Annotated in this window: 21 protein-coding genes; 13 read left to right on the forward strand and 8 right to left on the reverse strand. The window is 64.6% G+C overall.

The window, feature by feature from the left end; genetic code table 11:
• Positions 1–15 precede the first annotated feature (15 nt).
• Positions 16–480, forward strand: a complete 465-nt coding sequence (locus tag HG549_RS06255; RefSeq protein ID WP_170028703.1) for a TlpA disulfide reductase family protein — start codon at positions 16–18, stop codon at positions 478–480.
• A gap of 168 nt (positions 481–648) precedes the next feature.
• On the opposite strand, the gene HG549_RS06260 is transcribed toward HG549_RS06255, so the two are convergent.
• The 4 genes from HG549_RS06260 to HG549_RS06275 form a co-directional block, all read right to left on the reverse strand.
• The gene (locus HG549_RS06260) at positions 649–1,053 is read right to left on the reverse strand and encodes an META domain-containing protein (RefSeq protein ID WP_170028704.1); all 405 of its coding nucleotides are present in this window, start codon (positions 1,051–1,053) and stop codon (positions 649–651) included.
• Entirely contained in the window at positions 1,050–1,487 is a 438-nt protein-coding gene (locus tag HG549_RS06265; RefSeq protein WP_170028705.1) for a hypothetical protein, read from the reverse strand. Before HG549_RS06265 ends, HG549_RS06260 begins: the two co-directional genes overlap by 4 nt.
• A gap of 31 nt (positions 1,488–1,518) precedes the next feature.
• Positions 1,519–2,508, reverse strand: a complete 990-nt coding sequence (locus HG549_RS06270; protein WP_170028706.1) for a 2-hydroxyacid dehydrogenase — start codon at positions 2,506–2,508, stop codon at positions 1,519–1,521.
• 116 nt (positions 2,509–2,624) lie between these two features.
• On the reverse strand, positions 2,625–5,381 hold the full coding sequence (locus HG549_RS06275) for a response regulator (protein WP_170028707.1): 2,757 nt from the start codon (positions 5,379–5,381) through the stop codon (positions 2,625–2,627).
• Between the two features lie 193 nt (positions 5,382–5,574).
• Here HG549_RS06275 and HG549_RS06280 point away from each other — a divergent pair, with 193 nt between their 5' ends.
• The 7 genes from HG549_RS06280 (at position 5,575) to HG549_RS06310 (ending at position 13,960) form a co-directional block, all read left to right on the forward strand.
• Positions 5,575–6,294, forward strand: a complete 720-nt coding sequence (locus HG549_RS06280) for a response regulator transcription factor (RefSeq protein WP_170028708.1) — start codon at positions 5,575–5,577, stop codon at positions 6,292–6,294.
• A 3-nt stretch (positions 6,295–6,297) separates the two neighbouring features.
• Positions 6,298–7,671 (forward strand): sensor histidine kinase, encoded by a 1,374-nt coding sequence (locus HG549_RS06285; protein ID WP_170028709.1) that lies wholly within the window; start codon positions 6,298–6,300, stop codon positions 7,669–7,671.
• Positions 7,672–7,897: 226 nt separating this feature from the next.
• On the forward strand, positions 7,898–8,797 hold the full coding sequence (gene cysM / locus HG549_RS06290) for a cysteine synthase CysM (protein ID WP_170028710.1): 900 nt from the start codon (positions 7,898–7,900) through the stop codon (positions 8,795–8,797).
• Entirely contained in the window at positions 8,798–10,156 is a 1,359-nt protein-coding gene (rlmD, locus tag HG549_RS06295; RefSeq protein WP_170028711.1) for a 23S rRNA (uracil(1939)-C(5))-methyltransferase RlmD, read from the forward strand.
• Positions 10,157–10,252: 96 nt separating this feature from the next.
• On the forward strand, positions 10,253–12,493 hold the full coding sequence (gene relA, locus HG549_RS06300) for a GTP diphosphokinase (RefSeq protein WP_085626475.1): 2,241 nt from the start codon (positions 10,253–10,255) through the stop codon (positions 12,491–12,493).
• A 67-nt stretch (positions 12,494–12,560) separates the two neighbouring features.
• Positions 12,561–13,394, forward strand: a complete 834-nt coding sequence (gene mazG, locus HG549_RS06305; RefSeq protein WP_170028712.1) for a nucleoside triphosphate pyrophosphohydrolase — start codon at positions 12,561–12,563, stop codon at positions 13,392–13,394.
• Positions 13,395–13,420: 26 nt separating this feature from the next.
• Positions 13,421–13,960 (forward strand): DUF2058 domain-containing protein, encoded by a 540-nt coding sequence (locus tag HG549_RS06310; RefSeq protein ID WP_170028713.1) that lies wholly within the window; start codon positions 13,421–13,423, stop codon positions 13,958–13,960.
• Between the two features lie 45 nt (positions 13,961–14,005).
• Here HG549_RS06310 and HG549_RS06315 read toward each other — a convergent pair whose 3' ends face one another.
• From HG549_RS06315 to purM, 4 genes are all read right to left on the reverse strand, one after another.
• Positions 14,006–14,188, reverse strand: coding sequence for a hypothetical protein (locus tag HG549_RS06315; RefSeq protein ID WP_170028714.1), 183 nt, complete (start codon positions 14,186–14,188; stop codon positions 14,006–14,008).
• A gap of 321 nt (positions 14,189–14,509) precedes the next feature.
• Positions 14,510–15,220, reverse strand: coding sequence for a DUF3108 domain-containing protein (locus HG549_RS06320; RefSeq protein ID WP_170028715.1), 711 nt, complete (start codon positions 15,218–15,220; stop codon positions 14,510–14,512).
• Between the two features lie 8 nt (positions 15,221–15,228).
• Positions 15,229–15,882 carry a phosphoribosylglycinamide formyltransferase gene (purN, locus tag HG549_RS06325; RefSeq protein WP_170028716.1) on the reverse strand — a complete coding sequence of 218 codons (654 nt, stop codon included), beginning with the start codon at positions 15,880–15,882 and terminating at the stop codon, positions 15,229–15,231.
• Positions 15,882–16,940: a phosphoribosylformylglycinamidine cyclo-ligase gene (purM, locus tag HG549_RS06330; RefSeq protein WP_170028717.1), complete on the reverse strand. Its 1,059-nt coding sequence runs from the start codon at positions 16,938–16,940 to the stop codon at positions 15,882–15,884. The genes purN and purM overlap by 1 nt, the downstream gene beginning before the upstream one ends.
• 321 nt (positions 16,941–17,261) lie before the next feature.
• Between purM and HG549_RS06335 the strand changes: the two genes are divergently transcribed.
• The 5 genes from HG549_RS06335 (at position 17,262) to HG549_RS06355 (ending at position 21,843) form a co-directional block, all read left to right on the forward strand.
• Positions 17,262–18,329, forward strand: coding sequence for a DUF2066 domain-containing protein (locus tag HG549_RS06335; protein ID WP_170028718.1), 1,068 nt, complete (start codon positions 17,262–17,264; stop codon positions 18,327–18,329).
• Between the two features lie 15 nt (positions 18,330–18,344).
• The gene (locus HG549_RS06340) at positions 18,345–19,418 is read left to right on the forward strand and encodes an AI-2E family transporter (protein ID WP_170028719.1); all 1,074 of its coding nucleotides are present in this window, start codon (positions 18,345–18,347) and stop codon (positions 19,416–19,418) included.
• A 267-nt stretch (positions 19,419–19,685) separates the two neighbouring features.
• Positions 19,686–20,393, forward strand: a complete 708-nt coding sequence (gene hda, locus HG549_RS06345; RefSeq protein ID WP_003252443.1) for a DnaA regulatory inactivator Hda — start codon at positions 19,686–19,688, stop codon at positions 20,391–20,393.
• Between the two features lie 126 nt (positions 20,394–20,519).
• Complete coding sequence (locus HG549_RS06350) at positions 20,520–21,170, forward strand: C40 family peptidase (protein ID WP_170028720.1); 651 nt, start codon at positions 20,520–20,522, stop codon at positions 21,168–21,170.
• A 139-nt stretch (positions 21,171–21,309) separates the two neighbouring features.
• On the forward strand, positions 21,310–21,843 hold the full coding sequence (locus HG549_RS06355; protein WP_170028721.1) for a C40 family peptidase: 534 nt from the start codon (positions 21,310–21,312) through the stop codon (positions 21,841–21,843).
• The last annotated feature ends 55 nt before the right edge of the window (positions 21,844–21,898 follow it).

Genomic DNA, 21,898 nt, shown 5'->3' on the forward strand with positions numbered 1-21,898 from the left:
GAGAAGGATTGACCCATGGCAAGGCGTCTGGCAGCAGTACTGGCCATCACCGCGAGCCTGTTGCTCGGTGGTTGCGGTGCCGATTATGGCGTGGACCAACACGGTAATACGGTTAAGGCCGAACAGCTCGACGGGCACTGGCTGGTGCTCAACTACTGGGCCGAGTGGTGCGGGCCGTGCCGTACCGAGATCCCTCAACTGAATGCGGCAGCCAAGCAATGGGCGGGCGACGGCATCAAGGTGGTGGGGGTGAATTTCGATGGCTTGCAGGGGCAGGACCTGAAGCAGGCAAGCGAAACCCTGGGCATCGATTTCACCGTGTTGGCCCAGGACCCGGCCGAGCGCTATGACCTGCCGCGCAGCGAGGCACTGCCGGTGACCTACATCATCGATGACAAGGGCAAGGTGCGTGAGCAGTTGATGGGCGAGCAGACCCTTGAAGGGCTGCAGGCCAGGATCAAGGCCCTGAAGGGCGCCTGATGCATTTTGCGGCTGCGTTGCAGCCCATCGCGACACAAGGCCGCTCCTACAGGAGATTGAGCTGCGCCCCAGATGTTGGGCACCTGCCACCATTAGGGGCAGCTCAGATCGCATCCCCTGTAGGAGCGGCCTTGTGTCGCGATGGGCCGCAAAGCGGCCCCGGCATTTTCAGCCTTCCTCAGGCCAGAAGCGCAATGGCTTGCCCTCGGCCGGCCAGAAGCGTATCTGCTCGATCGGCGACACGTCCCAGCGTTGCACGGTTTCCAGCGCCTGCAAGTAGCGTTTTTCCTGCTCCATCAAGGCCGGCGCGCACAGCTTGCGGGTCTTGCCGACCTTGCCGAAGCTCAGCTGCTGGCCTTCCAGCGTGTACGGCGCAAACCAATGGTTGCAGCCGCCATTGCCGTAGGCACGGCCATCGCTGGCGAGGGTCAGGGTCAGGTGGCTGTAATCGATCAGCGGCCGTTCGCCAATCCACTCCAGTACGTAGCTGCGCTCCTGCTGCAGCCTGGCAGGTTCAGCGGCGCAGCCCAGCAGGCCGGAGGCAATCAGCACGCCGGTCAGCAGATTCTTCACTCGGCGCTCTCCTGGCAACGCGGGCACAGGTGTTTCTCGCCACGGCTGGCCCAGCCCAGCTCGGTGATACGTGCACTGGCGGCAGGTTGGCGGGCTTTCTTGCCCAGCTTGGCATCCACTGCAAACTCGAAGTCGAGCACGGCGTCGCAGCTGTCGCAGGCGACCTGCCAGGTGAGGATTTCCAGCTCGTTGAATACCGGGCCACTGGCGACGGCAACCCACTGACCGCGAGGGTTGATCAGGTGGCGCACGCTCTCCACGGTCAGGCGCATCGATAGGTCCTTGCTGCCCTTGAGGGTGACCAGCAGGGTATCGCCTTTGTGCATCGAGCCGCCGTTGCCGGTGACCTGGTAACGGCCCGGCACCAGCGCGCGGCACTCGATCAAGGTGTGTTGCGGGTTGAAAAGGGTGTAGCGGAAATCGTGCTCGACCATGGGTCCTCCAGAAATGCCGCGTATCCTAGCACTAACCCATGACCAGATTCTGGGGTTTGCCTGCCGCCCAGCGGTTGATGTTGTCCAGCGTGGTCGCAGCGATGGCGTCCAGTGCCTCACGGGTGAGGAAGGCCTGGTGGGCGGTGACGATCACGTTGGGGAAGGTCAGCAGGCGGGCCAGCACGTCGTCCTGCAGCGGCAGGTCGGAACGGTCCTCGAAGAACAGCTGGGCCTCTTCTTCATAGACATCCAGGCCCAGGTAGCCGAGCTGGCCGCTCTTGAGCGCGTCGATCAGCGCCGGGGTGTCGACCAGCGCGCCGCGGCCGGTGTTGATCAGCATGGCACCGGGTTGCAGCTGGGCCAGGCTATGCGCATTGATCAGGTGCCGGGTGTGCTCGTTCAGCGGGCAGTGCAGGCTGATGATACGGGCTTCGCGCAGCAGCTCGGGCAACGGCAGGTAGCGGGCGCCCAGGGCCAGCAGCTCCGGGTTGGGGTGGGGATCGTAGGCCAGCAGCTGGCAGCCGAAACCGGCCATGATGCGGGCGAACGCAGCGCCGATCTGGCCGGTACCGACCACGCCGACGGTCTTGCCGTGCAGGTCGAAGCCGGTCAGCCCGTGCAAGGTGAAATCACCTTCGCGGGTGCGGTTGTAGGCCCGATGCAGGCGCCGATTGAGCGCCAGGATCAGCGCGACGGCGTGTTCCGCCACGGCATGCGGCGAATAGGCCGGCACCCGCACCACGGTCAGGCCCAGGCGCTGGGCGCTGGCCAGGTCGACATGGTTGTAGCCGGCCGAGCGCAGGGCGATCAGGCGCGTGCCGCCGGTGGCCAGGCGCTGCAGCACCGGGGCGTCGAGTTCGTCGTTGATGAAGGCGCAGACCACCTCGTAGCCATCGGCCAGCGCAGCAGTGTCGAGGGTCAGGCGGGCGGGCTGGAAATGCAGGTCCAGGGTGGTGCCGTTGGCGGCCCGGGTGAAGCTTTCCTGGTCGTAGTGCTGGCTGCTGAACAACAGGGCGCGCATGGTGGGCTTCCTTTGTGGTGAATGTCTTGGGCTAGCGGTTGCCTGTGAGATCGAGCGCCGCGCGGGCGGCGCTCGATCTCACCCACATCGCCTATCTCAACCCAGCCCGGAGGCGCTCAGGCGCTCAATCGGGCTTGGGCGGCCAGACGGTTGATTGCCGCATCCAGCTCGTCCAGTGCCTGCTGCGCCTGCGGGTGCTCCTGCTTGAGCAGGGTCTCGCTGCGTTGGCAGGCGGCACGCAGCTGCGGTACACCGCAATAGCGCGAGGCGCCATTCAAGCGGTGCACCTGCTCGATCAGCGTGGTGCGGTCGTCGGCCTCGCGGGCGGCACGTATGGCTTCGCGGTCGGTGTCCAGCGAGGCCAGCAGCATGCTCAGCATGTCCGCCGCCAGGTCTGCCTTGCCGGCCGCCAGGCGCAAGCCTTCCTCGGGGTCGAGCACTTGCAGTTCGTCGCCGCCGGCCAGTTGTTCGACCAGGCGCTCCTGCTGAGGCACGCCCAGGCTCAGCCCGGTCCATTTCATCACCACCTGGGCCAGCTGTCGTTCGCTGATCGGTTTGGTCAGGTAGTCGTCCATCCCACCGTGCAGCAGCGCGCGTTTCTCGTTGGCCATGGCGTGGGCGGTGAGGGCGACGATCGGCAGCGGGTTGCCACTCTGGGTGTTTTCCCACAGGCGGATCTGTTCGGTGCAGGCGCGGCCGTCCATGCCGGGCATCTGCACATCCATCAGCACCAGGTCGAAGGGCTCGCTCTGCACCGCCTGCAGCGCGGCATAGCCGTTGTCGACGGCCAGCACCTCGGCCCCCAGGTCTTCGAGCAGGGTCTGCACCAGAAGCAGGTTGGCCGGATTGTCGTCGACACACAGGATCTTCGGCTGGCGCTGGCCGTTGACGCTGGTTGCCTCGCCGTGCGTGCGGCGCGGTTGCACCAGCTCCAGCAACAGGCGCCGCAGCTTGCGGGTGCAGGTCGGCTTGGACAGCAGCTGGCCATGACCATTGGGCAGGTAGGGATGGTACAGCGCCTGCTCGGTAGTCGGGCACAGCACCACGCACTGGCAATGGTAACGTTCCAGCTGCTGGTGGTAATGGCCCAGTTGTTCGGGCGACAGGTTGCCCAGGTTGGCCCCGAGCACGGCGAACTCGAACGGCTGGCCGGCCTGGCTGGCGGCCTGCACAGCCTGCAGCAACTGGTCGTAGGAGGTGAACAGGCTGACGCTGAGGCCGCAATCTTCCAGCTGATGTTCCAGCGCCTGGCGGGCCAGTTCGTGGCCATCGACAATCGCCGCGCGGCGGCCCAGCAGCGGTTGCAGTGGCTGCTCCTGGAGGTCGTCGTGGGCCTTGGGCAGGTTGAGGCTGATCCAGAACTGCGAACCCTCGCCCGGGGTACTGTCAACGCCGATTTCGCCGCCCATCTGCTCGATCAGGCGCTTGGAAATCACCAGGCCCAGGCCGGTGCCGCCGGGCTGGCGCGCCAGCGAGTTGTCGGCCTGGCTGAACGCCTGGAACAGCGTGCGCACATCCTGCGGCGACAGGCCGATACCGGTGTCCTGCACACTGATGCGCAACTGCGCGCTGTCTTCATGCTCGTCATCGAGCATGGCGCGCACGACGATGGTGCCTTCGCGGGTGAACTTGATGGCGTTGCTGACCAGGTTGGTGAGGATCTGCTTGAGCCGCAGCGGGTCGCCGATCAGCGACGACGGCGTGTCGCGGTAGATCAGGCTGAGCAGCTCCAGCTGCTTGGCGTGGGCGGCCGGGGCGAGGATGGTCAGGGTATCCTGGATCAGGTCACGCAGGTTGAACGGGATGCTGTCGAGCACCAGCTTGCCCGCCTCGATCTTCGAGAAGTCGAGGATCTCGTTGATGATCCCCAGCAGGTTGTCGGCGGACTTCTCGATGGTGCTGAGGTAGTCCAGCTGGCGCGGCGTCATTTCGCTTTTCTGCAGCAGGTGGGTAAAACCGAGGATGCCGTTGAGCGGGGTGCGGATTTCATGGCTCATGTTGGCCAGGAATTCCGACTTGATGCGGCTGGCCTCCAGGGCCTCCTTGCGCGCCATGTCCAGCTCGATGTTCTGGATCTCGATGGTTTCCAGGTTCTGGCGCACGTCCTCGGTCGCCTGGTCGATGCTGTGCTGCAGTTCTTCGTGGGCGTTGTGCAGGGTTTCGGCCATGCGGTTGATACCGCGTGCCAGTTCGTCCAGCTCATGGCTGCCGAGGGCCGGCAGGCGTTCTTCCAGGTGGCCGTCCTTGAGCTGGTTGACCGCGTGCTTGATCCGCTCGATGGGGTCGTTGATGGTGCGGCTCATGCGCAAGGCCAGCAAGCCGCTGAGCACCAGGCAGGCGAGGATCAGCAACAGGCTGGTGAACAGGTTGCGGTAGCCGCGCAGCAGCGTGCCGTCGTGGGACAGCTCGATCTCGACCCAGCCCAGCAGGCGTTCGGCTTCGGCCGGCACGGCTTCGGTGGCCAGGTCGCGGTGGTGGCCAAACACCGGCATCAGGTAGCGCGTGGCGTCATTGCCGCTGCGCTGCAGCAGCTGCATGCCGGTACCGCCGCTTGGCGGCTGGTTGAGCATGCTCGGGCCAGCGTGGGCCAGGCGGGTGCGGTCCGGGGCGAGGAAGGTGACGGCGCGCACATCGGCCTGCTCCAGGGTTTGCGCGGCAATGCGCTCCAGTTGCGCCGGTGCCAGCTTGGCCATGGCGGGCGCGGCCAGTGGCGCCAGCTGCTCGGCAATCATCTTGCCGCGTTGCAGCAACTGGGTGCGCAGGTCATTTTGCTGCAGCCAGGTGAAATAACTGCCCAGCACCAGGGCCATCAGGCCGGCCGGCAACAACGCCAGCAGCAGGACCCGGCTGCGAATTCCCAAGCGATCGAGCACACTCGCCTCCTGTCATGTGCCTGGACGCCGTCAAGCGAGGACGGCCAAGGCGGGAAGTTACTCCGCCCGCCGTGCTATTGCACCTGTTTAGTACGTGTTTTGCACCCGTGGCGGCGTATTGCGGGCGGGGCGGTTGCCCGGCAGGCGCAGGATGCCCAATAATTGCGCAATTGAGAATGCATGACAGTTGCCAATGAATCCTGAAGTTGTTCACAACTCCAATATCCTCGCCATCGAGGATGACCCGGTCCTGGGTGCCTATCTGCACGAACAGCTGCAGCGCGGCGGCTACCAGGTGACCTGGTGCCGCAATGGCCTGGAGGGCCTGGAAACAGCAGGGCGCCGCGCCTTCGATGTGGTGCTGATGGACATCCTGCTGCCCGGGCTCAATGGCCTGGATGCCCTGGCGCAGTTGCGCCAACGCAGCGCCACGCCGGTGATCCTGATGTCGGCACTGGGTGCCGAGGCCGACCGCATCAACGGTTTCCAGCGTGGCGCCGATGATTACCTGCCCAAGCCGTTCAGCATCGCCGAACTGCGCGTGCGCATCGAGGCGATCCTGCGCCGGGTCGCCCTCGAACGTCGCCACCGCACCCCGCAGGTGCAGCCCGCCAGCGGTGGATTGCACTACGACGAGGGCCTGTGCGATGTACGCCTGGACGGCCGCCTGGCCGGCCTCACCCCCAGCGAATATCGTCTGCTCGATATCCTCAACCGCAACCCAGACGAGGTGCTGAGCAAGCCGTTCCTGTACCAGCAGGTATTGCAACGGGGCTATTCACGGCATGACCGCAGCCTGGACATGCATGTCAGCCAGATCCGTCGCAAGCTCAAGGCCATCGGTTATCACGCACGGCAGGTGCGTACCGTGTGGGGCAAGGGCTACGTGCTCAGCGCCAGCGAGCTGGAGTGACCCATGCTCGACCGTCACTCGTTGTTCTGGAAGCTGGCCATCCTGCTGGTGGGCTTCTGCCTGCTGATGATCGGCCTCAGCTACACCTGGGGCCGGCACATGGAAACCCAGGACGCCTTTCTTTCGGTGCCGGCGCGGCAGGTGTTGCAGGGCTATGCCAGCGAGGCCGAGCAGGCCTGGCGCAGTGGCGGGCGGGCAGGGCTGGACCGCTGGCTGGCGGCGATGCGCCAGCGCGAACGCGGTTGGGTTGGCGTGTTCGACCTCAACCTGCGGCCACTCGACAGCGCCAGCCTCGACCCGCAGACCATGCAACGTTTGACCCGCCTGCGCGGTGTCGACTGGCCGATGAGTCAGCGCACCGTGGGGCAGCCGTGGCTGCGCATACCGTTTCCGGGGGCAGCGGAGCAGGGCCTGCTGGTGATCGAACTGCCGCAGCGCTTCAACCCCGGCCAGCACCGGCTGTTATGGCGGCTCGTCACCAACGGCATCATCCCTGGCCTGTTCACCCTGCTGCTGTGCGTGGGGCTTTACCGCATGCTGATCGTGCCGTTGAACCAGTTGCGCGAGCAGGCCAACGCCTGGCGCGCCGACCAGCTGTCGGCGCGCCTCGACTCACGTACCATCGCCCGCCACGACGAACTCGGCGAGCTGGCCCGCGCCTTCGACCAGATGGCCGAGCGCTTGCAGGGGACGGTGGCGATGCAACAGCAGTTGCTACGCGACCTGTCCCACGAAATGCGTACGCCGCTTAGCCGGCTGCGCGTGGCCTGCGAGAGCGAAACCGACCTGCCACGCCTGCGTGAACGCTTGTCACGGGAGCTGGGCTGCATGCAGCAGCTGGTCGAAGATACCCTGCAACTGGCCTGGCAGGATGCCGAGCGCGCGCCGATGAACCTGGAGCCGATCGAGGTCCATGCCTTGTGGGAGCTGCTGGCCGAGAACGCCAGTTACGAGAGCGGCTGGTCGCTGGCGCGGTTGCGCTGCGAGGTGCCGGCCGGCTGCTGGGTGCTGGGCAACCTCAATCATCTGGCCCAGGCGCTGGAGAACCTGTTGCGCAATGCCATTCGGCATTCACCGGCCGAGGGTGTGGTGCGCTTGGGCGGGCAGCGTGACGGCAGCTATTGGCGGCTGTGGCTGGAGGATGAAGGTGGTGGCGTAGGTGAAGACGACCTGGAGCGAATCTTTGCGCCGTTCTCTCGGCTGGACGGCTCACGGCCTGGGGATGGGGGCTTCGGCCTGGGGTTGAGCATCGCCCGCAGTGCCATTCAGCGCCAGGGCGGGACCTTGTGGGCGGAGAATGGCAAACGCGGGCTGCGGTTGTGGATGCGCTTGCCGTTACATGCAGCGGTGGCCCAACAGCCAGCGCCTTCCCTGTAGCAGCGGCCTTGTGTCGCGATGGGGCGCGCAGCGGCCCAAGGTTGCCGCTTCGCCGTTCGAATTGCCGGGGCCGCTGCGCGCCCCATCGCGACACAAGGCCGCTCCTGCAGGCGGCACAACAGGCGCATATAGCCTGTAGCTATATTCATCACAGATTGCGTGATATGGCCGCGAAGGGTTTGCCGGTATGATAGGCGCCCCTGCCGTCCGGATTGTGAAATACGCCATGACCTTGCAGTACCCAACCATCGCCGATTGCGTCGGCAATACGCCTCTGGTTCGCCTGCAGCGCATCGCTGGCGAAACCAGCAATACCCTCCTGCTCAAGCTCGAAGGTAACAATCCTGCCGGCTCGGTGAAGGACCGCCCGGCACTGTCGATGATCACCCGCGCTGAACTGCGCGGCCAGATCAAGCCCGGCGACACCCTGATCGAAGCCACCTCCGGCAACACCGGCATCGCCCTGGCGATGGCGGCGGCGATCAAGGGCTACAAGATGATCCTGATCATGCCTGACAACTCCACCGCCGAACGCAAGGCCGCCATGACCGCCTACGGCGCCGAGCTGATCCTGGTGACCAAGGAAGAGGGCATGGAAGGCGCCCGTGACCTGGCCGAGAAGCTGCAGGCCGAAGGCCGTGGCCTGGTGCTGGACCAGTTCGCCAACGGCGACAACCCGATCGCCCACTACACCAGCACCGGCCCGGAGATCTGGCAGCAGACCCAGGGCAGCATCACCCATTTCATCAGCTCCATGGGCACCACCGGGACCATCATGGGCTGCTCGCAGTACCTCAAGGAACAGAACCCGGCGGTGCAGATCATCGGCCTGCAGCCGATGGAAGGTTCGGCCATCCCGGGTATCCGCCGCTGGCCCGAGGAGTACCTGCCGAAGATCTTCGACGCCACCCGCGTCGACCGTGTGGTCGACATGTCGCAGCAGGAAGCCGAAGACACCACCCGCCGCCTTGCCCGTGAAGAGGGCATTTTCTGCGGCGTGTCTTCCGGTGGTGCGGTCGCGGCGATGCTGCGCCTGTCCCGTGAGGTGGAAAACGCCACGATGGTCGCGATCATCTGCGACCGTGGCGACCGTTACCTGTCCACCGGCCTGTTCGACCTGAGCTAAATGTCCAAGAAAAAAAGCAACAGCGGCCTGCGTTTCCAGCCGGCCGGTGGTAACCGTACCGCCCAGGTACCCGTGGGCAAGAAGCAGCGGCTGGACATCGAGCGGCTGGCGGGTGACGGCCGGGGTATCGCCTTTTTCGAGGGGCGCACCTGGTTCGTCAGTGGCGCCCTGGCCGGCGAAGCCGTGGAGGCGCGGGTGCTCAATGCCCGCGGCAAAGTGATCGAGGCCCGCCTGGAGCGGCTGCTGCAGGCCAGCCCGGAGCGCCGTGAGGCCCCTTGCCGGCATTACCACCGTTGTGGTGGCTGCAACCTGCAGCACCTGCCGCACGAGGCGCAACTGGCGCTCAAGCAGCGCACCCTGGCCGAGCAACTGCAGCGGGTCGCCGGCGTGCAACCCGAAGAGTGGGCGCCGCCGCTGAGCGGGCCGGAATTCGGCTACCGTCGCCGCGCCCGCGTGGCGGTGCGCTGGGATGCCAAGGCACGCCAACTGCAGGTGGGCTTCCGCGCCGAAGCCAGCCAGGACATCATTGCCATCGACGATTGCGCAGTGCTGGTACAGCCCTTGCAGTCGATTCTGCGCCATCTGCCGACTGTGCTGCGTTCCTTGAGCAAGCCGCAGGCGCTGGGCCATGTCGAATTGTTCAGCGGCACTGCCGAGGCGCTGCTGGTGCGCCATGTCGCGCCGTTGCCAGCAGAAGACCTGGCCAGGCTGCAAGCGTTCTGCGAGCAGGCCAAGGCGCAACTGTGGCTGCAAGGCGAAGGTGAGCCGGCACCGCTGCAGCCGGCTGCGCAACTGGGCTTCGCCCTGGCGCCATGGCAGCTGGAACTGGCCTGGCGCCCGGGTGACTTCGTGCAGGTGAATGCCCAGGTCAACACGGCGATGATCGAGCAGGCCCTGGCCTGGCTTGCACCGCAGGCCGACGAGCGTGTGCTGGACCTGTTCTGCGGCCTGGGCAACTTCGCCTTGCCGCTGGCGCGCCAGGCGCGCGAGGTGGTGGCAGTGGAAGGCGTGCAGGCCATGGTCGATCGGGCCGCAGCCAATGCCCGGAACAACAATGTGCATAACGCACGGTTTTTTCAGGCCGATTTATCGCAGCCTTTGGCAGGCACCGGATGGGCCGCCGAGGGCTTTTCTGCGGTACTCTTGGATCCACCGCGCGACGGTGCTTTCGAGGTGGTGCAAGGCATCGCCCGCCTCAAGGCCAGAAGGCTGGTCTACGTATCGTGCAATCCGGCCACGCTGGCGCGAGACGCCCAGGTGCTGGTCGGCCAGGGGTACCGGTTAAAAAGGGCCGGGATTCTCGACATGTTTCCTCAAACGGCGCATGTCGAGGCCATGGCGTTATTCGAAGCGGGCTAGCTGACTGGCCCCTTGGTGCGGCTTTCAGGGAATGGCAGCCGCACGGTGATCGCCAGCGCGCCCGCGTGGTGCGCTGTATGGAAAGGTAAAACAAAGATGGTACAGGTGAGAGTGCACCAGCCGGTCAACACTGACGGCAGTATCAATCTCGAAGCATGGTTGGACCATGTGGTGAGCGTCGATTCGGCACTGGATCGCGCAGCGCTGAAAGAGGCCTGCGAGTTCGCCCATGAAGTCGAGAAAAAAGGCAATCCGGCCAAGCATTCCTGGGCGGACGGGACGTCCAGCTTCCAGGCAGGCCTGGAAATCGCCGAAATCCTCGCCGACCTCAAGCTCGACCAGGATTCCCTGGTAGCGGCGGTCATCTACCGCTCGGTGCGCGAGGGCAAGGTGACCCTGGCCGAGGTCAGCCAGCGTTTCGGCCCGGTAGTGTCCAAGCTGATCGACGGCGTGCTGCGCATGGCGGCCATCAGCGCCAGCCTCAGCCCGCGGCAGTCGCTGGTGCTGGGTTCGCAGGCGCAGGTCGAGAACCTGCGCAAGATGCTCGTGGCCATGGTCGATGATGTGCGCGTGGCGCTGATCAAGCTGGCCGAGCGCACCTGCGCGATCCGTGCGGTCAAGGCCGCCGACGACGAGAAACGCCTGCGTGTTGCTCGCGAGGTGTTCGACATTTATGCGCCGCTGGCGCACCGCCTGGGCATCGGCCACATCAAGTGGGAGCTGGAAGACCTGTCCTTCCGCTACCTCGAGCCCGACCAGTACAAACAGATCGCCAAGCTGCTGCACGAGCGGCGGCTGGACCGCGAGCGTTTCATCAGCGACGTGATGAACCAGCTGCAGAACGAGCTGTTGGCCACCGGCGTGAAGGCCGACATCAGCGGGCGGGCAAAACATATCTATTCGATCTGGCGCAAGATGCAGCGCAAGGGCCTGGAGTTCAGCCAGATCTACGACGTGCGCGCAGTGCGCGTGCTGGTGCCGGAAATCCGCGACTGCTACACCGCACTGGGTATCGTGCACACGCTGTGGCGACACATTCCCAAGGAGTTCGACGACTACATCGCCAACCCCAAGGAAAACGGCTACCGCTCGCTGCACACCGCGGTGATCGGCCCCGAGGGCAAGGTGCTGGAAGTGCAGATCCGTACCCACGGCATGCACGAGGAAGCCGAGCTCGGGGTTTGCGCCCACTGGCGCTACAAGGGTACCGACGTCAAGTCCAGCTCCAACCATTACGAAGAGAAGATCTCCTGGCTGCGCCAGGTGCTGGAATGGCACGAAGAACTGGGCGACATCGGTGGCCTGGCCGAGCAGTTGCGGGTCGATATCGAGCCGGACCGGGTCTACGTGTTCACCCCTGACGGCCACGCCATCGACCTGCCCAAGGGCGCCACCCCGCTGGACTTCGCCTACCGCGTGCACACCGAAATCGGTCACAACTGCCGCGGCGCCAAGATCAACGGGCGCATCGTGCCGCTCAACTACAGCCTGCAGACCGGCGAACAGGTCGAGATCATCACCAGCAAGCACGGCAACCCCAGCCGTGACTGGTTGAACTCCAACCTGGGCTACGTCACGACCTCGCGTGCGCGGGCCAAGATCGTGCACTGGTTCAAGCTGCAGGCACGTGACCAGAACGTTGCTGCCGGCAAGACCCTGCTCGAGCGTGAACTCAGCCGCCTGGGCCTGCCGCAAGTGGACTTCGAGCGCCTGGCCGAGAAGACCAACGTCAAGACCGCCGAAGACATGTTTGCCTCGCTCGGCGCCGGCGACCTGCGCCTGGCCCACCTGGTCAACGCGGCCCAGCAGTTGCTTGAGCCTGAGCGCATCGAACAGATCGAACTGGTGCCGCGCAAGCCTACCGGGCCGCGCACCGGCAAGCGTGGCGACATCCAGATCCAGGGGGTCGGCAACCTGTTGACGCAGATGGCCGGCTGCTGCCAGCCGCTGCCGGGCGACGCCATCGTCGGCTACATTACCCAGGGCCGTGGCGTAAGCATCCACCGCCAGGACTGCGCCTCGGTGCTGCAGCTGGCGGGCAAGGAGCCCGAGCGCATGATCCAGGTCAGCTGGGGGCCGATCCCGGTGCAGACCTACCCGGTGGATATCGTGATACGAGCCTACGACCGCCCGGGCCTGCTGCGCGACGTGTCGCAAGTGCTGCTGAACGAGAAGATCAACGTGCTGGCGGTGAATACCCGCTCGAACAAGGAAGACAACACCGCATTGATGTCGCTGACCATCGAGATTCCCGGCCTGGACGCGCTGGGGCGCCTGTTGGGGCGGATCTCGCAGTTGCCGAACATCATCGAGACGCGGCGTAATCGTACGCCTTGAGACTGCGGCGCCTGCTTCGCGGGGTGGGTTGATCCGCGAAGCAGCCACCACCGAAGGACCTGCTTAGATGACCTACACCCTTGACGACCTGCTGCACCTCATGGCCCGCCTGCGCGACCCGCAGTACGGCTGCCCATGGGACCTGCAGCAGAACTACGCGAGTATCGTCGCGCACACCATCGAAGAGGCCTACGAGGTCGCCGACACCATCGAGCGCGGCGATTTCGAGCACCTGCAAGGTGAACTGGGTGACCTGCTGTTCCAGGTGGTGTACTACAGCCAGCTGGCCCGCGAAGAAGGGCGCTTCGAGTTCGCTGGCGTGGTCGACAGCATCACCCGCAAGCTCATCCGCCGCCACCCGCATGTGTTCCCCACCGGTGAGCTGTATGCGCCGGTGGACACCCCCAGCTTGAGCGAGGCCCAGGTCAAGTCACGCTGGGAAGAAATCAAGGCCGAAGAGCGTGCGGAAAAGAGCCAGCCCGAACAGTTGTCGCTGCTCGACGATGTACCCGCGGCATTGCCGGCGTTGTCGCGTGCCGCCAAACTGCAAAAGCGCGCGGCCACCGTCGGTTTCGACTGGCCTGAGGCATTGCCGGTGCTGGACAAGGTCCGCGAGGAACTGGACGAAGTGCTGCAGGCCATGGCCGACGGCGACGCCGATGCGCTCGAAGATGAAATCGGCGACCTGCTGTTCGCCACCGTCAACCTGGCCCGCCACCTCAAGCACGACCCGGAACATGCCCTGCGCCGCGCCAACCGCAAGTTCGAACGGCGTTTTCGCTTCATCGAACAGGTGTTGCGCGACAGTGGGCGCCCCATCGAAGATTGTAGCCTTGACGAGCTGGACGCCCTCTGGGGTGAAGCCAAGCGTCAGGAAAAGAACCTGCCCAGCTGCGGCTGAGCTGTTGCATAAGTGAGTGAACATTCATGAGCCTTTCCCTTCGCGACCAATTGCTCAAAGCCGGTCTGGTCAACCAGAAACAGGTTTCCCAGGCCAACAAGGCCGAGAAGAAACAGAAACGCCTGGAGCATAAAGGCCAGGTCGAGGTGGACGACAGCCAGCAGCGCTTGGCCAAGGAAGCCATGGCCGAGAAGGCCAAGCGGGACCAGGAGCTGAACCGCCAGCAGCAGGAAAAAGCCGAGCAGAAGGCCCGGGCGGCGCAGATCAAGCAACTGATCGAAGCCACCCGCCTGCCCAAACTGAACACCGAGGACTACTACAACTTCGTCGACGACAAGAAGGTCAAGCGTATTGCCGTCAACGCCCTGATGCGCACCAAGCTGAGCAACGGTGCGCTGGCCGTGGTGTCGTTTGGCGGTGGTTACGAGGTCATTCCCCGCGAAGCGGCGGTGAAGATCCAGGAGCGTGACCCCAGCCGTATCCTGCTGCTCAACACCCATGTCGAGGAAGCGGACGAGGACGACCCGTATGCGGCCTACAAGATCCCGGACGACCTGATGTGGTAAACAGCAAAAACCCCGCCTTGGCGGGGTTTTTCATGGGTAGCGGGGTCACTGCGTGGTGCGCTGGTTTTCCAGGTTTTCCAGCTCGGCCCGGTACTGGTGCGCTTCGTGCTCGTTGTGGAACATGCCTACCAGTTGGCCTTGTTGGTGCACATCCCAGATCCGCACGCCAGCGGCCAGGCCTTCGTGGGACATTTTCGATTCGTCGCGTTCGGTTACTTGGACTGTCATCGGTAAACTCCACTGCTTGAGTTGGCTGCGACAAGCTGTCGCACGTCCTCTTTATAGAGTTTGTTAGCAGGCTAAGTAAATAAAACCGCCATGAAACAAGTTTCATCAACAGCCGCTGGGCCTGCTGCTGCGCTTTTGTAGGAGCGGCCTTGTGTCGCGATGGGCCGCAGAGCGGCCCCGGCAATCTTGCGTCAAGGCAAAGATCCTGGGGCCGCTGCGCGCCCCATCGCGACACAAGGCCGCTCCTACAGGCGTCGGTGCAAGGCAGGCAGAAAAAAGCCCCGCTCAAGGCGGGGCTTCGGGTGCTTCAGGCAGTGCGGCTCAGTTGCCCTTGACCGGCTTGCCATCGACCGTGCCATCCTGCAGCACGATCACGTACTCCTTGCCATCGGTTTCGACCTGGCGCAGTTGCACCAGCAGGTAATCCCAGTTCTTGGCGAACCACAGCTCGGTGATGCGCTTGCTCTGGCTAGGGTCACGTACACGCTCGACCTTCACCGCATCGACCTGGCCGGTCTTGGTGGTGACCTTTTCGGTGCCCAGGACGCGGAAATCGTAGGTGTCGATCTCGTCACCGTCGACCACCTGGTAGGTCATGCTCTTCTTGCCAGCAGCCACGTCATGCTGCAGGGCCAGCTGGTAGGACGACTTGTCCAGCACACCACGGTTCAGCGGCAGGTTGATGGCATCGCCACGATCGCTGCCGGTGACCTTCTTGGCGTTCCAGTCGAAGTTCAGGTCGACCTTCTTGGCCTTGCCCAGGCCGCCGCGCTCGAAGTGATACTGCTGCGGCAGCAGGGTATCGTTGTCCATGCGCAGGGTGCTTTGCTCGGTCAGGCTGGCGATCATCATGGAGGCCTTGAAGTTAAGGTCCCAGGTACCGTTGGCATTCTTGACCAGGCTGCGTTCGGCGGTGCCGCTCATGGGGAGCTGCTTCCAGTCGGCGGTGTAGCTGGCCGAGAAAGGCTTCAGATCAGCTGCCTGGAGGGGCAGGGCGAGCACGGCGAGAGCCAAGAGCAGGGCGCGACGCATAAATTCTCCTAGGATCGAATCAGGTGACCGCTGGCCGCCAGGGGTTGGCCATCCAGTAATGCGCCGTGTTCGCCAAGACGCAAGCGCCCTTCAGCGTACCAGCGCACCGCCAGCGGGTAGATCAGATGTTCCTGGCGGTGTACCCGCTGGGCCAGGCTTTCGACGGTGTCGTCAGACGCCACCGGCACTACAGCCTGTACGACCAATGGGCCGCCATCGAGTTCCTCAGTCACGAAGTGTACGCTGCAGCCGTGCTCGGCGTCGCCTGCCTCCAGCGCCCGCCGATGGGTATGCAGGCCCTTGTACTTGGGCAGCAGCGACGGGTGGATATTGAGCAGGCGGCCCTGGTAGTGACGCACGAAGTCACCACTGAGGATGCGCATGAAACCGGCCAGCACCACTAGGTCCGGGGCAAAGCCGTCGATGCGCGCCATCAGCGCGGCATCGAAGGCTTCACGGCTGTCGAACTGGGTGTGCTCGAGCACGACGCTGTCGATGCCGGCTGCCGCAGCACGTTGCAGGCCGTAGGCGTCGGCGCGGTTGGAAACCACCGCGCGGATGCATACCGGGCTGTCCTGGCCTTGGCAGCTGTCGATCAACGCTTGCAGGTTGCTGCCGGAGCCCGACAGCAGTACCACTACATTGCAGGTCTTGCTTGGCATCAGTGTGCCTTGAGGTTCTGCAGCTCGACCTGGGCAGCGCCCTCGGCGGCTTCGGCGATGTGGCCGATCACCCATGGCTGCTCGCCGGCGGCGCGCAGTTCGTTCAGTGCAGCTTCTACCTGGTCCTGGGCGACACAGATGACCATGCCGACGCCGCAGTTCAGCACGCGGTGCATTTCATGCTCGTCGACGTTGCCTTTTTCCTGCAGGAAGTCGAACACCGCCGGGCGCTGCCAGCTGGCCACGTCGATGACCGCCTGGGAGTTGGCCGGCAGTACGCGCGGGATGTTGTCCAGCAGGCCACCACCGGTGATGTGGGCCATGGCCTTGACCGCGCCGGTGTTCTTGATCAGCTGCAGCAGCGGCTTGACGTAGATGCGGGTCGGCGCCATCAGCAGGTCGGCCAGCGGCTTGCCGTCCAGCTGGGTGTTCTCGATGTCGGTGGCGGACACTTCGAGGATCTTGCGGATCAGCGAATAGCCGTTGGAGTGCGGGCCCGAGGAGGGCAGGGCGATCAGCGCGTCGCCGGTGGCGACCTTGGAACCGTCGATGATCTCGGCCTTTTCCACCACGCCGACGCAGAAGCCGGCCAGGTCGTAGTCTTCGCCTTCGTACATGCCCGGCATCTCGGCGGTTTCACCGCCGACCAGCGAGCAGCCAGCCAGTTCGCAACCGGCGCCAATGCCGGTGACCACGGTGGCAGCGACATCGACGTTGAGCTTGCCAGTGGCATAGTAGTCGAGGAAGAACAGCGGCTCGGCACCGCACACCACCAGGTCGTTGACGCACATGGCGACCAGGTCCTGGCCGATGCTGTCGTGCTTGTTCAGGTTCAGCGCCAGGCGCAGCTTGGTGCCGACGCCATCGGTGCCGGAGACCAGCACCGGTTGCTTGTAGCCGGCCGGGATCTCGCAGAGGGCGCCGAAGCCGCCCAGGCCACCCATGACTTCAGGGCGTGCGGTGCGTTTTGCCACGCCCTTGATGCGTTCGACCAGTGCTTCGCCGGCGTCGATGTCTACACCGGCGTCCTTGTAGCTCAGGGAGGGTTGCTTGCTCATTGATCCAGGCCTTTAGGAGGGAGGGATTCTAAAAAAACGACCATGACGGCCAAGGCCGGCTGGTAGGCGGCGGCTGCCTGAAACGTCAGTGGTCTGTGAAGGCGCGCGATTTTATCAGGGTTGCCGGGCAGCGGCCATCCTCAGGCCGACGGGCAGGGCGGTAATTGTTGAAAAAAGCCTGAGGGTGGTTGATGCGGTTGCATATGTATAAGCTGCAAGCAACGGGCTTCACGCTGCGCGACACGCCAGCCTGGCGCTCGGCCTGCTTTTTCTTGCAGCATCAGGCTTGCGGCCTGATGCTCGACTGGACAGGAATCCTCCATGCGTTTGTTCAATATTCTGGCAGCCGGTTGCCTGGCCCTGATCTCGGCCACCGTCCAGGCTGAAAATGTCGCTGGCCTTTACCAGGTACGCGAACCGGTCACCGGGCCGGGCGCCGAAGCCCGCGCAGCGGCTACCGCCAAGGCGCTCGACACCCTGGTGCTGCGCCTGACCGGCGACCCCAAGGCGGCACAGAACCCGGCACTGGCCGAGCTGCGCAAGGACCCGCAGCAAATCATCAACCAGGTCGCCAGCGAAGCCGGGCCACCCGAGTCGGTGCTGGTCGAGTTCGACCCCGGCAGTACCGAGCGGGCCCTACGCAAGGCCGGCCTGGCCTTGTGGGGCAGCAACCGGCCATCGGTCCTTGGCTGGTGGCTGAACGACAGTGCCGAAGGCAGCAGCCTGGTTGGCGACGGCCAGGCCAGCGCCGAACCGCTGCGCCGCGCCGCCCAGCACCGTGGCTTGCCGCTGCGCCTGCCGCTGGCCGACCTGCAGGAGCAACTGGTGGCCAACGCCGAGCATATCGAGGGCGGCGACCCGGCACCGCTGCGCGAAGCATCCGAGCGCTACGGCGCCGATGCCCTGCTGGCGGTGCATGCTCGCGAAGCCGACGGCAAGTGGCAAGGCAAATGGCAGTTGTGGTTGGGCGACCAACGCGAGCAAGGCACCGCCGAGGGCGCCGACCCGGCAGCCTTGGCCGACGCCGTGATGCAGGCGGTCAGCGTCCGCCTGGCGCCGCGCTACGTCACGCGCCCCGGCGCCAGCAGCCAGTTGCAGGTGCAGGTGCAGGGGATGAATTTGCAGCGCTACGCCGAGCTGGCACGTGTGCTCGAACCCTACGGCCCACGCCTGCAGATGGCCGAGGGCAGCACCCTGACCTATGCGGTGACGGCCAACCGCGAACAGCTGCGGGCCCAGCTTGGCCTGGCCAGGCTGCAGGAGCTACCGGCCGAACAGGCACCGGCGTTGCCAGCCCCGCCAGCTGCGGCCGCGGGGGCGGGTGTGCCAGCCGCCGCGCCGGCCCAGCCTGCGCTGGCGCCGTTCGACGGCCTGCGTTTTCGCTGGTAAGGGGATGCACATACCATGACCGACGTACGTCGTTGGATCTGGCTGGGCATTGCCTTGCTGGTTGCCGTGCTGCTTTATAGCCTGCACAACATCCTCACCCCATTCCTGATCGGTATCCTGCTGGCTTACCTGGCCGACCCGCTGGTCGATCGCCTCGAACGCCTGGGGCTGTCACGCACCTGGGGCGTGATCGTGGTGTTCGGCTTGTTCACCCTGCTGTTGCTGGCCTTGTTGCTGGTGCTGGTGCCGCTGCTGGCCAAGCAGCTAGTGCGCCTCTACGAGCTGGCGCCACAGATGCTCGACTGGCTCGAACACGTGGCCCTGCCCTGGGTGCAGAGCCGCCTGGGCCTGGCTGACGGTTTCTGGAAATTCGACCGGATCAAGGCCGCCATCGGCAGCCACATGGGCCAGACCACCGATATGGTCGGCATGCTGCTGTCGCACGCCACTGCTTCAGGGCTGGCGCTGATGGCCTGGCTGGCCAACATGGTGCTGGTTCCGGTAGTGGGTTTCTATCTGCTGCGCGACTGGGACCTGATGATGGCCAAGCTGCGTGGCCTGCTGCCACGCCAGCGCGAGCCGCAAGTGATGGGCCTGGCGGGCGAATGCCATGAAGTGCTGGGGGCGTTCGTGCGCGGGCAATTGATGGTGATGGTGGCCCTGGGGGTCATCTATTCGGCCGGGCTGATGCTGGTGGGGCTGGAGCTGGGGCTGCTGATCGGCATGCTCGCCGGGCTGGCGGCCATCGTGCCGTACATGGGCTTCGTCATCGGCATCGGCGCGGCCCTGGTGGCGGGCCTGTTCCAGTTCGGTGGCGACTGGTACCCGATGCTGGGCATCGTTGCGGTGTTCATGGTCGGCCAGGCGCTGGAAGGCATGGTGCTGACGCCTTTGCTGGTGGGTGACCGCATCGGCCTGCACCCGGTGGCGGTGATCTTCGCCATCCTGGCCGGCGGTGAACTGTTCGGCTTCACCGGCGTGCTGCTGGCGCTGCCGGTGGCGGCGGTGATCATGGTGTTGCTGCGGCATGTGCATGACCTGTACAAGGAATCGGAGATGTACGCCGGGGGCGTGGACCCGGAGCTTTGAAGCCAGGCCCTTGTAGGAGCGGCCTTGTGTCGCGATGGGCTGCGCAGCAGCCCCGGCTATTTGTGCTTGAGCGAAGATCCTGGGGCTACTGTGCAGCCCATCGCGACACAAGGCCGCTCCTACACGCCGCGCAGACCCTATTTGGCACGCAACTCCTTGATTTTGCTTGTGCTATCCGTTGCCGCGATTGTGCACCCCGCGTTGCGGGTATAGACTTTGCAGATTGTTCACCAAAGGCCCCCTGCGGTCCTGCGACCGCCCGCGAGCATGAAACCACCGATCCAGTTGCCCCTGGGTGTGCGCCTGCGCGATGACGCCACCTTCATCAACTACTATCCGGGCGCCAATGCTGCGGCATTGGGTTACGTCGAGCGGCTATGCGAAGCCGACGCCGGCTGGACCGAGAGCCTTATCTACCTGTGGGGCAAGCAGGGTGTTGGCCGTAGCCACCTGCTGCAGGCTGCCACCCACCGCTTCCAGCAACGCGGCGAGCCTGCCGTGTACCTGCCCCTGGCACAATTGCTCGACCGCGGCGTCGAGTTGCTCGATTACCTGGCCCAGTACGAACTGGTGTGCATCGACGACTTGCATGTGATCGCTGGCAAGGCTGACTGGGAAGAGGCCATGTTCCACCTGTTCAACCGCCTGCGTGACAGCGGTCGACGGCTGCTGCTGGCGGCCTCGGCGTCGCCGCGCGAGCTGCCGATCAAGCTGCCCGACCTGAAGTCGCGGCTGACCCTGGCCCTGGTGTTCCAGATGCGTGGCCTGTCCGACGAAGACAAGCTGCGCGCCCTGCAATTGCGTGCTTCGCGCCGCGGTCTGCACCTTACCGACGAAGTCGGCCACTTCATCCTTACCCGTGGCGCACGCAGCATGAGCGCCCTGTTCGACCTGCTCGAACGCCTCGACCAGGCCTCGTTGCAGGCGCAACGCAAGCTGACCATCCCGTTCCTCAAGGAAACCCTGGGCTGGTAAGTGCCGAAAACGCTGGGCCAGAGCGGCAAAACAAAAAAGTCACATCTTTTTCGATAAAATTTGCAAATGGCCATGATAGAGGGCATAGTCTCATCCTTCTAAAGGATTACAGACACGGTCGTGCCCATGCTGAAGCGCTTCGCACCCCTCGTGCCACTCGCACTCATGACCCTGCTTTTTGGCTGTGCGGCCCATGGCCCGGCTTCTCATTCCGAGCAGCAGCCCCAGGATCACACCCCGATCGCCGCAGAATCGGCGTTCAAGGCCAAAGCCTCGTCCTCGTCGGTATTCGGCGAGCCGGAAGAGCTGGCCACCGAAGATGACCTGGAGGCGTTCTCCAGCAGCAAGCCTTACCAGTTGCCAGTCTTGGCTGACAGCATTCTCGAGCGTGGCATGTCGCTGATCGGCACCCGCTACCGCTTCGGCGGCACCTCGGAGAAATCCGGCTTCGACTGCAGTGGTTTCATCGGCTACCTGTTCCGCGAAGAGGCGGGCGTGACCCTGCCGCGTTCGACGCGGGAAATGATCAACGTCGATGCCCCGAAAGTGGCGCGCAACAAGCTCAAGCCAGGCGACCTGCTGTTCTTCAGCACCAACGGCCGTGGCCGCGTCAGCCATGCCGGCATCTACCTGGGTGACAACCAGTTCATCCACTCCAGCAGCCGCCGCAGCGGTGGCGTGCGCATCGACAGCCTCGGTGACCGCTACTGGAGCAAGACCTTCATCGAAGCCAAGCGTGCCTTGGCCATGGCGCCGACCAATATCGCGCGCAACTGATAGCAAAATGATGTACCCTGCCGCGGCGGCGATGCTTTGAAAAAAGCTCGCCGCCGTGCGCATTTATAGAAAGCGTCTAATCTAAATTCTCAACTCTTTTCGGCTGCGGCCCCGCGACCTCAGACAGGATGTTCTGGCCATGGTAAAAATGGCGCGCTTCGCATTGATCTCCCTGGCGGCCTTGCTGGCTGCCTGCTCCAGCCGCGCGCCTGCGCCGGCCCCTGTGGTGCAACCACAGGTCACCTACAGTCAGCCCAGCCCATCGCCAATCGCCGACGACGTGTTGATACGTGCCATCGGCCTGGTGGGCACGCCTTATCGCTGGGGCGGCAATACCCCGGACTCCGGCTTCGACTGCAGTGGCTTGATCAAGTATGTCTACCGGGATGCGGCTGGCATCAGCTTGCCGCGTTCGACGCGAGAGATGATTGTCATGCGGGCGCCGACAGTCGATGCCGGGTCGCTGCAGTCCGGTGACCTGGTGTTCTTTGCCACCGGTGGTGGTTCGCAGGTCAGTCATGCCGGCATCTATGTCGGGGAGGGGCGCTTCGTGCATGCACCTTCCACAGGCGGCACGGTGCGCCTGGACTACCTGTCCAACAGCTACTGGGCCAAGGCCTATCTGCAGGCCAAGCGGGTGATCCCTTCGGGCCACCTGGCGCAGAATCCGTGAATGCCAGCCTGGCGCGCTCCTTGTAGGGGCGCGCCAGGTGCCGGCGCTGGTTCAC

This window comes from Pseudomonas sp. SK (genome assembly GCF_012975065.1).
Classification (GTDB): domain Bacteria; phylum Pseudomonadota; class Gammaproteobacteria; order Pseudomonadales; family Pseudomonadaceae; genus Aquipseudomonas; species Aquipseudomonas anuradhapurensis.

Excerpts from the sequence above, each read along its gene's own strand:
- HG549_RS06255 (WP_170028703.1), top strand. The coding sequence starts at position 16 with ATGGCAAGGCGTCTGGCAGCAGTACTGGCCATCACCGCGAGCCTGTTG.
- HG549_RS06265 (WP_170028705.1), bottom strand. The coding sequence starts at position 1,487 with ATGGTCGAGCACGATTTCCGCTACACCCTTTTCAACCCGCAACACACC.
- HG549_RS06270 (WP_170028706.1), bottom strand. The coding sequence starts at position 2,508 with ATGCGCGCCCTGTTGTTCAGCAGCCAGCACTACGACCAGGAAAGCTTC.
- HG549_RS06280 (WP_170028708.1), top strand. The coding sequence starts at position 5,575 with ATGAATCCTGAAGTTGTTCACAACTCCAATATCCTCGCCATCGAGGAT.
- HG549_RS06285 (WP_170028709.1), top strand. The coding sequence starts at position 6,298 with ATGCTCGACCGTCACTCGTTGTTCTGGAAGCTGGCCATCCTGCTGGTG.
- cysM (WP_170028710.1), top strand. The coding sequence starts at position 7,898 with ATGACCTTGCAGTACCCAACCATCGCCGATTGCGTCGGCAATACGCCT.
- rlmD (WP_170028711.1), top strand. The coding sequence starts at position 8,798 with ATGTCCAAGAAAAAAAGCAACAGCGGCCTGCGTTTCCAGCCGGCCGGT.
- relA (WP_085626475.1), top strand. The coding sequence starts at position 10,253 with ATGGTACAGGTGAGAGTGCACCAGCCGGTCAACACTGACGGCAGTATC.
- mazG (WP_170028712.1), top strand. The coding sequence starts at position 12,561 with ATGACCTACACCCTTGACGACCTGCTGCACCTCATGGCCCGCCTGCGC.
- HG549_RS06310 (WP_170028713.1), top strand. The coding sequence starts at position 13,421 with ATGAGCCTTTCCCTTCGCGACCAATTGCTCAAAGCCGGTCTGGTCAAC.
- HG549_RS06315 (WP_170028714.1), bottom strand. The coding sequence starts at position 14,188 with ATGACAGTCCAAGTAACCGAACGCGACGAATCGAAAATGTCCCACGAA.
- HG549_RS06320 (WP_170028715.1), bottom strand. The coding sequence starts at position 15,220 with ATGCGTCGCGCCCTGCTCTTGGCTCTCGCCGTGCTCGCCCTGCCCCTC.
- purN (WP_170028716.1), bottom strand. The coding sequence starts at position 15,882 with ATGCCAAGCAAGACCTGCAATGTAGTGGTACTGCTGTCGGGCTCCGGC.
- purM (WP_170028717.1), bottom strand. The coding sequence starts at position 16,940 with ATGAGCAAGCAACCCTCCCTGAGCTACAAGGACGCCGGTGTAGACATC.
- HG549_RS06335 (WP_170028718.1), top strand. The coding sequence starts at position 17,262 with ATGCGTTTGTTCAATATTCTGGCAGCCGGTTGCCTGGCCCTGATCTCG.
- HG549_RS06340 (WP_170028719.1), top strand. The coding sequence starts at position 18,345 with ATGACCGACGTACGTCGTTGGATCTGGCTGGGCATTGCCTTGCTGGTT.
- hda (WP_003252443.1), top strand. The coding sequence starts at position 19,686 with ATGAAACCACCGATCCAGTTGCCCCTGGGTGTGCGCCTGCGCGATGAC.
- HG549_RS06350 (WP_170028720.1), top strand. The coding sequence starts at position 20,520 with ATGCTGAAGCGCTTCGCACCCCTCGTGCCACTCGCACTCATGACCCTG.
- HG549_RS06355 (WP_170028721.1), top strand. The coding sequence starts at position 21,310 with ATGGTAAAAATGGCGCGCTTCGCATTGATCTCCCTGGCGGCCTTGCTG.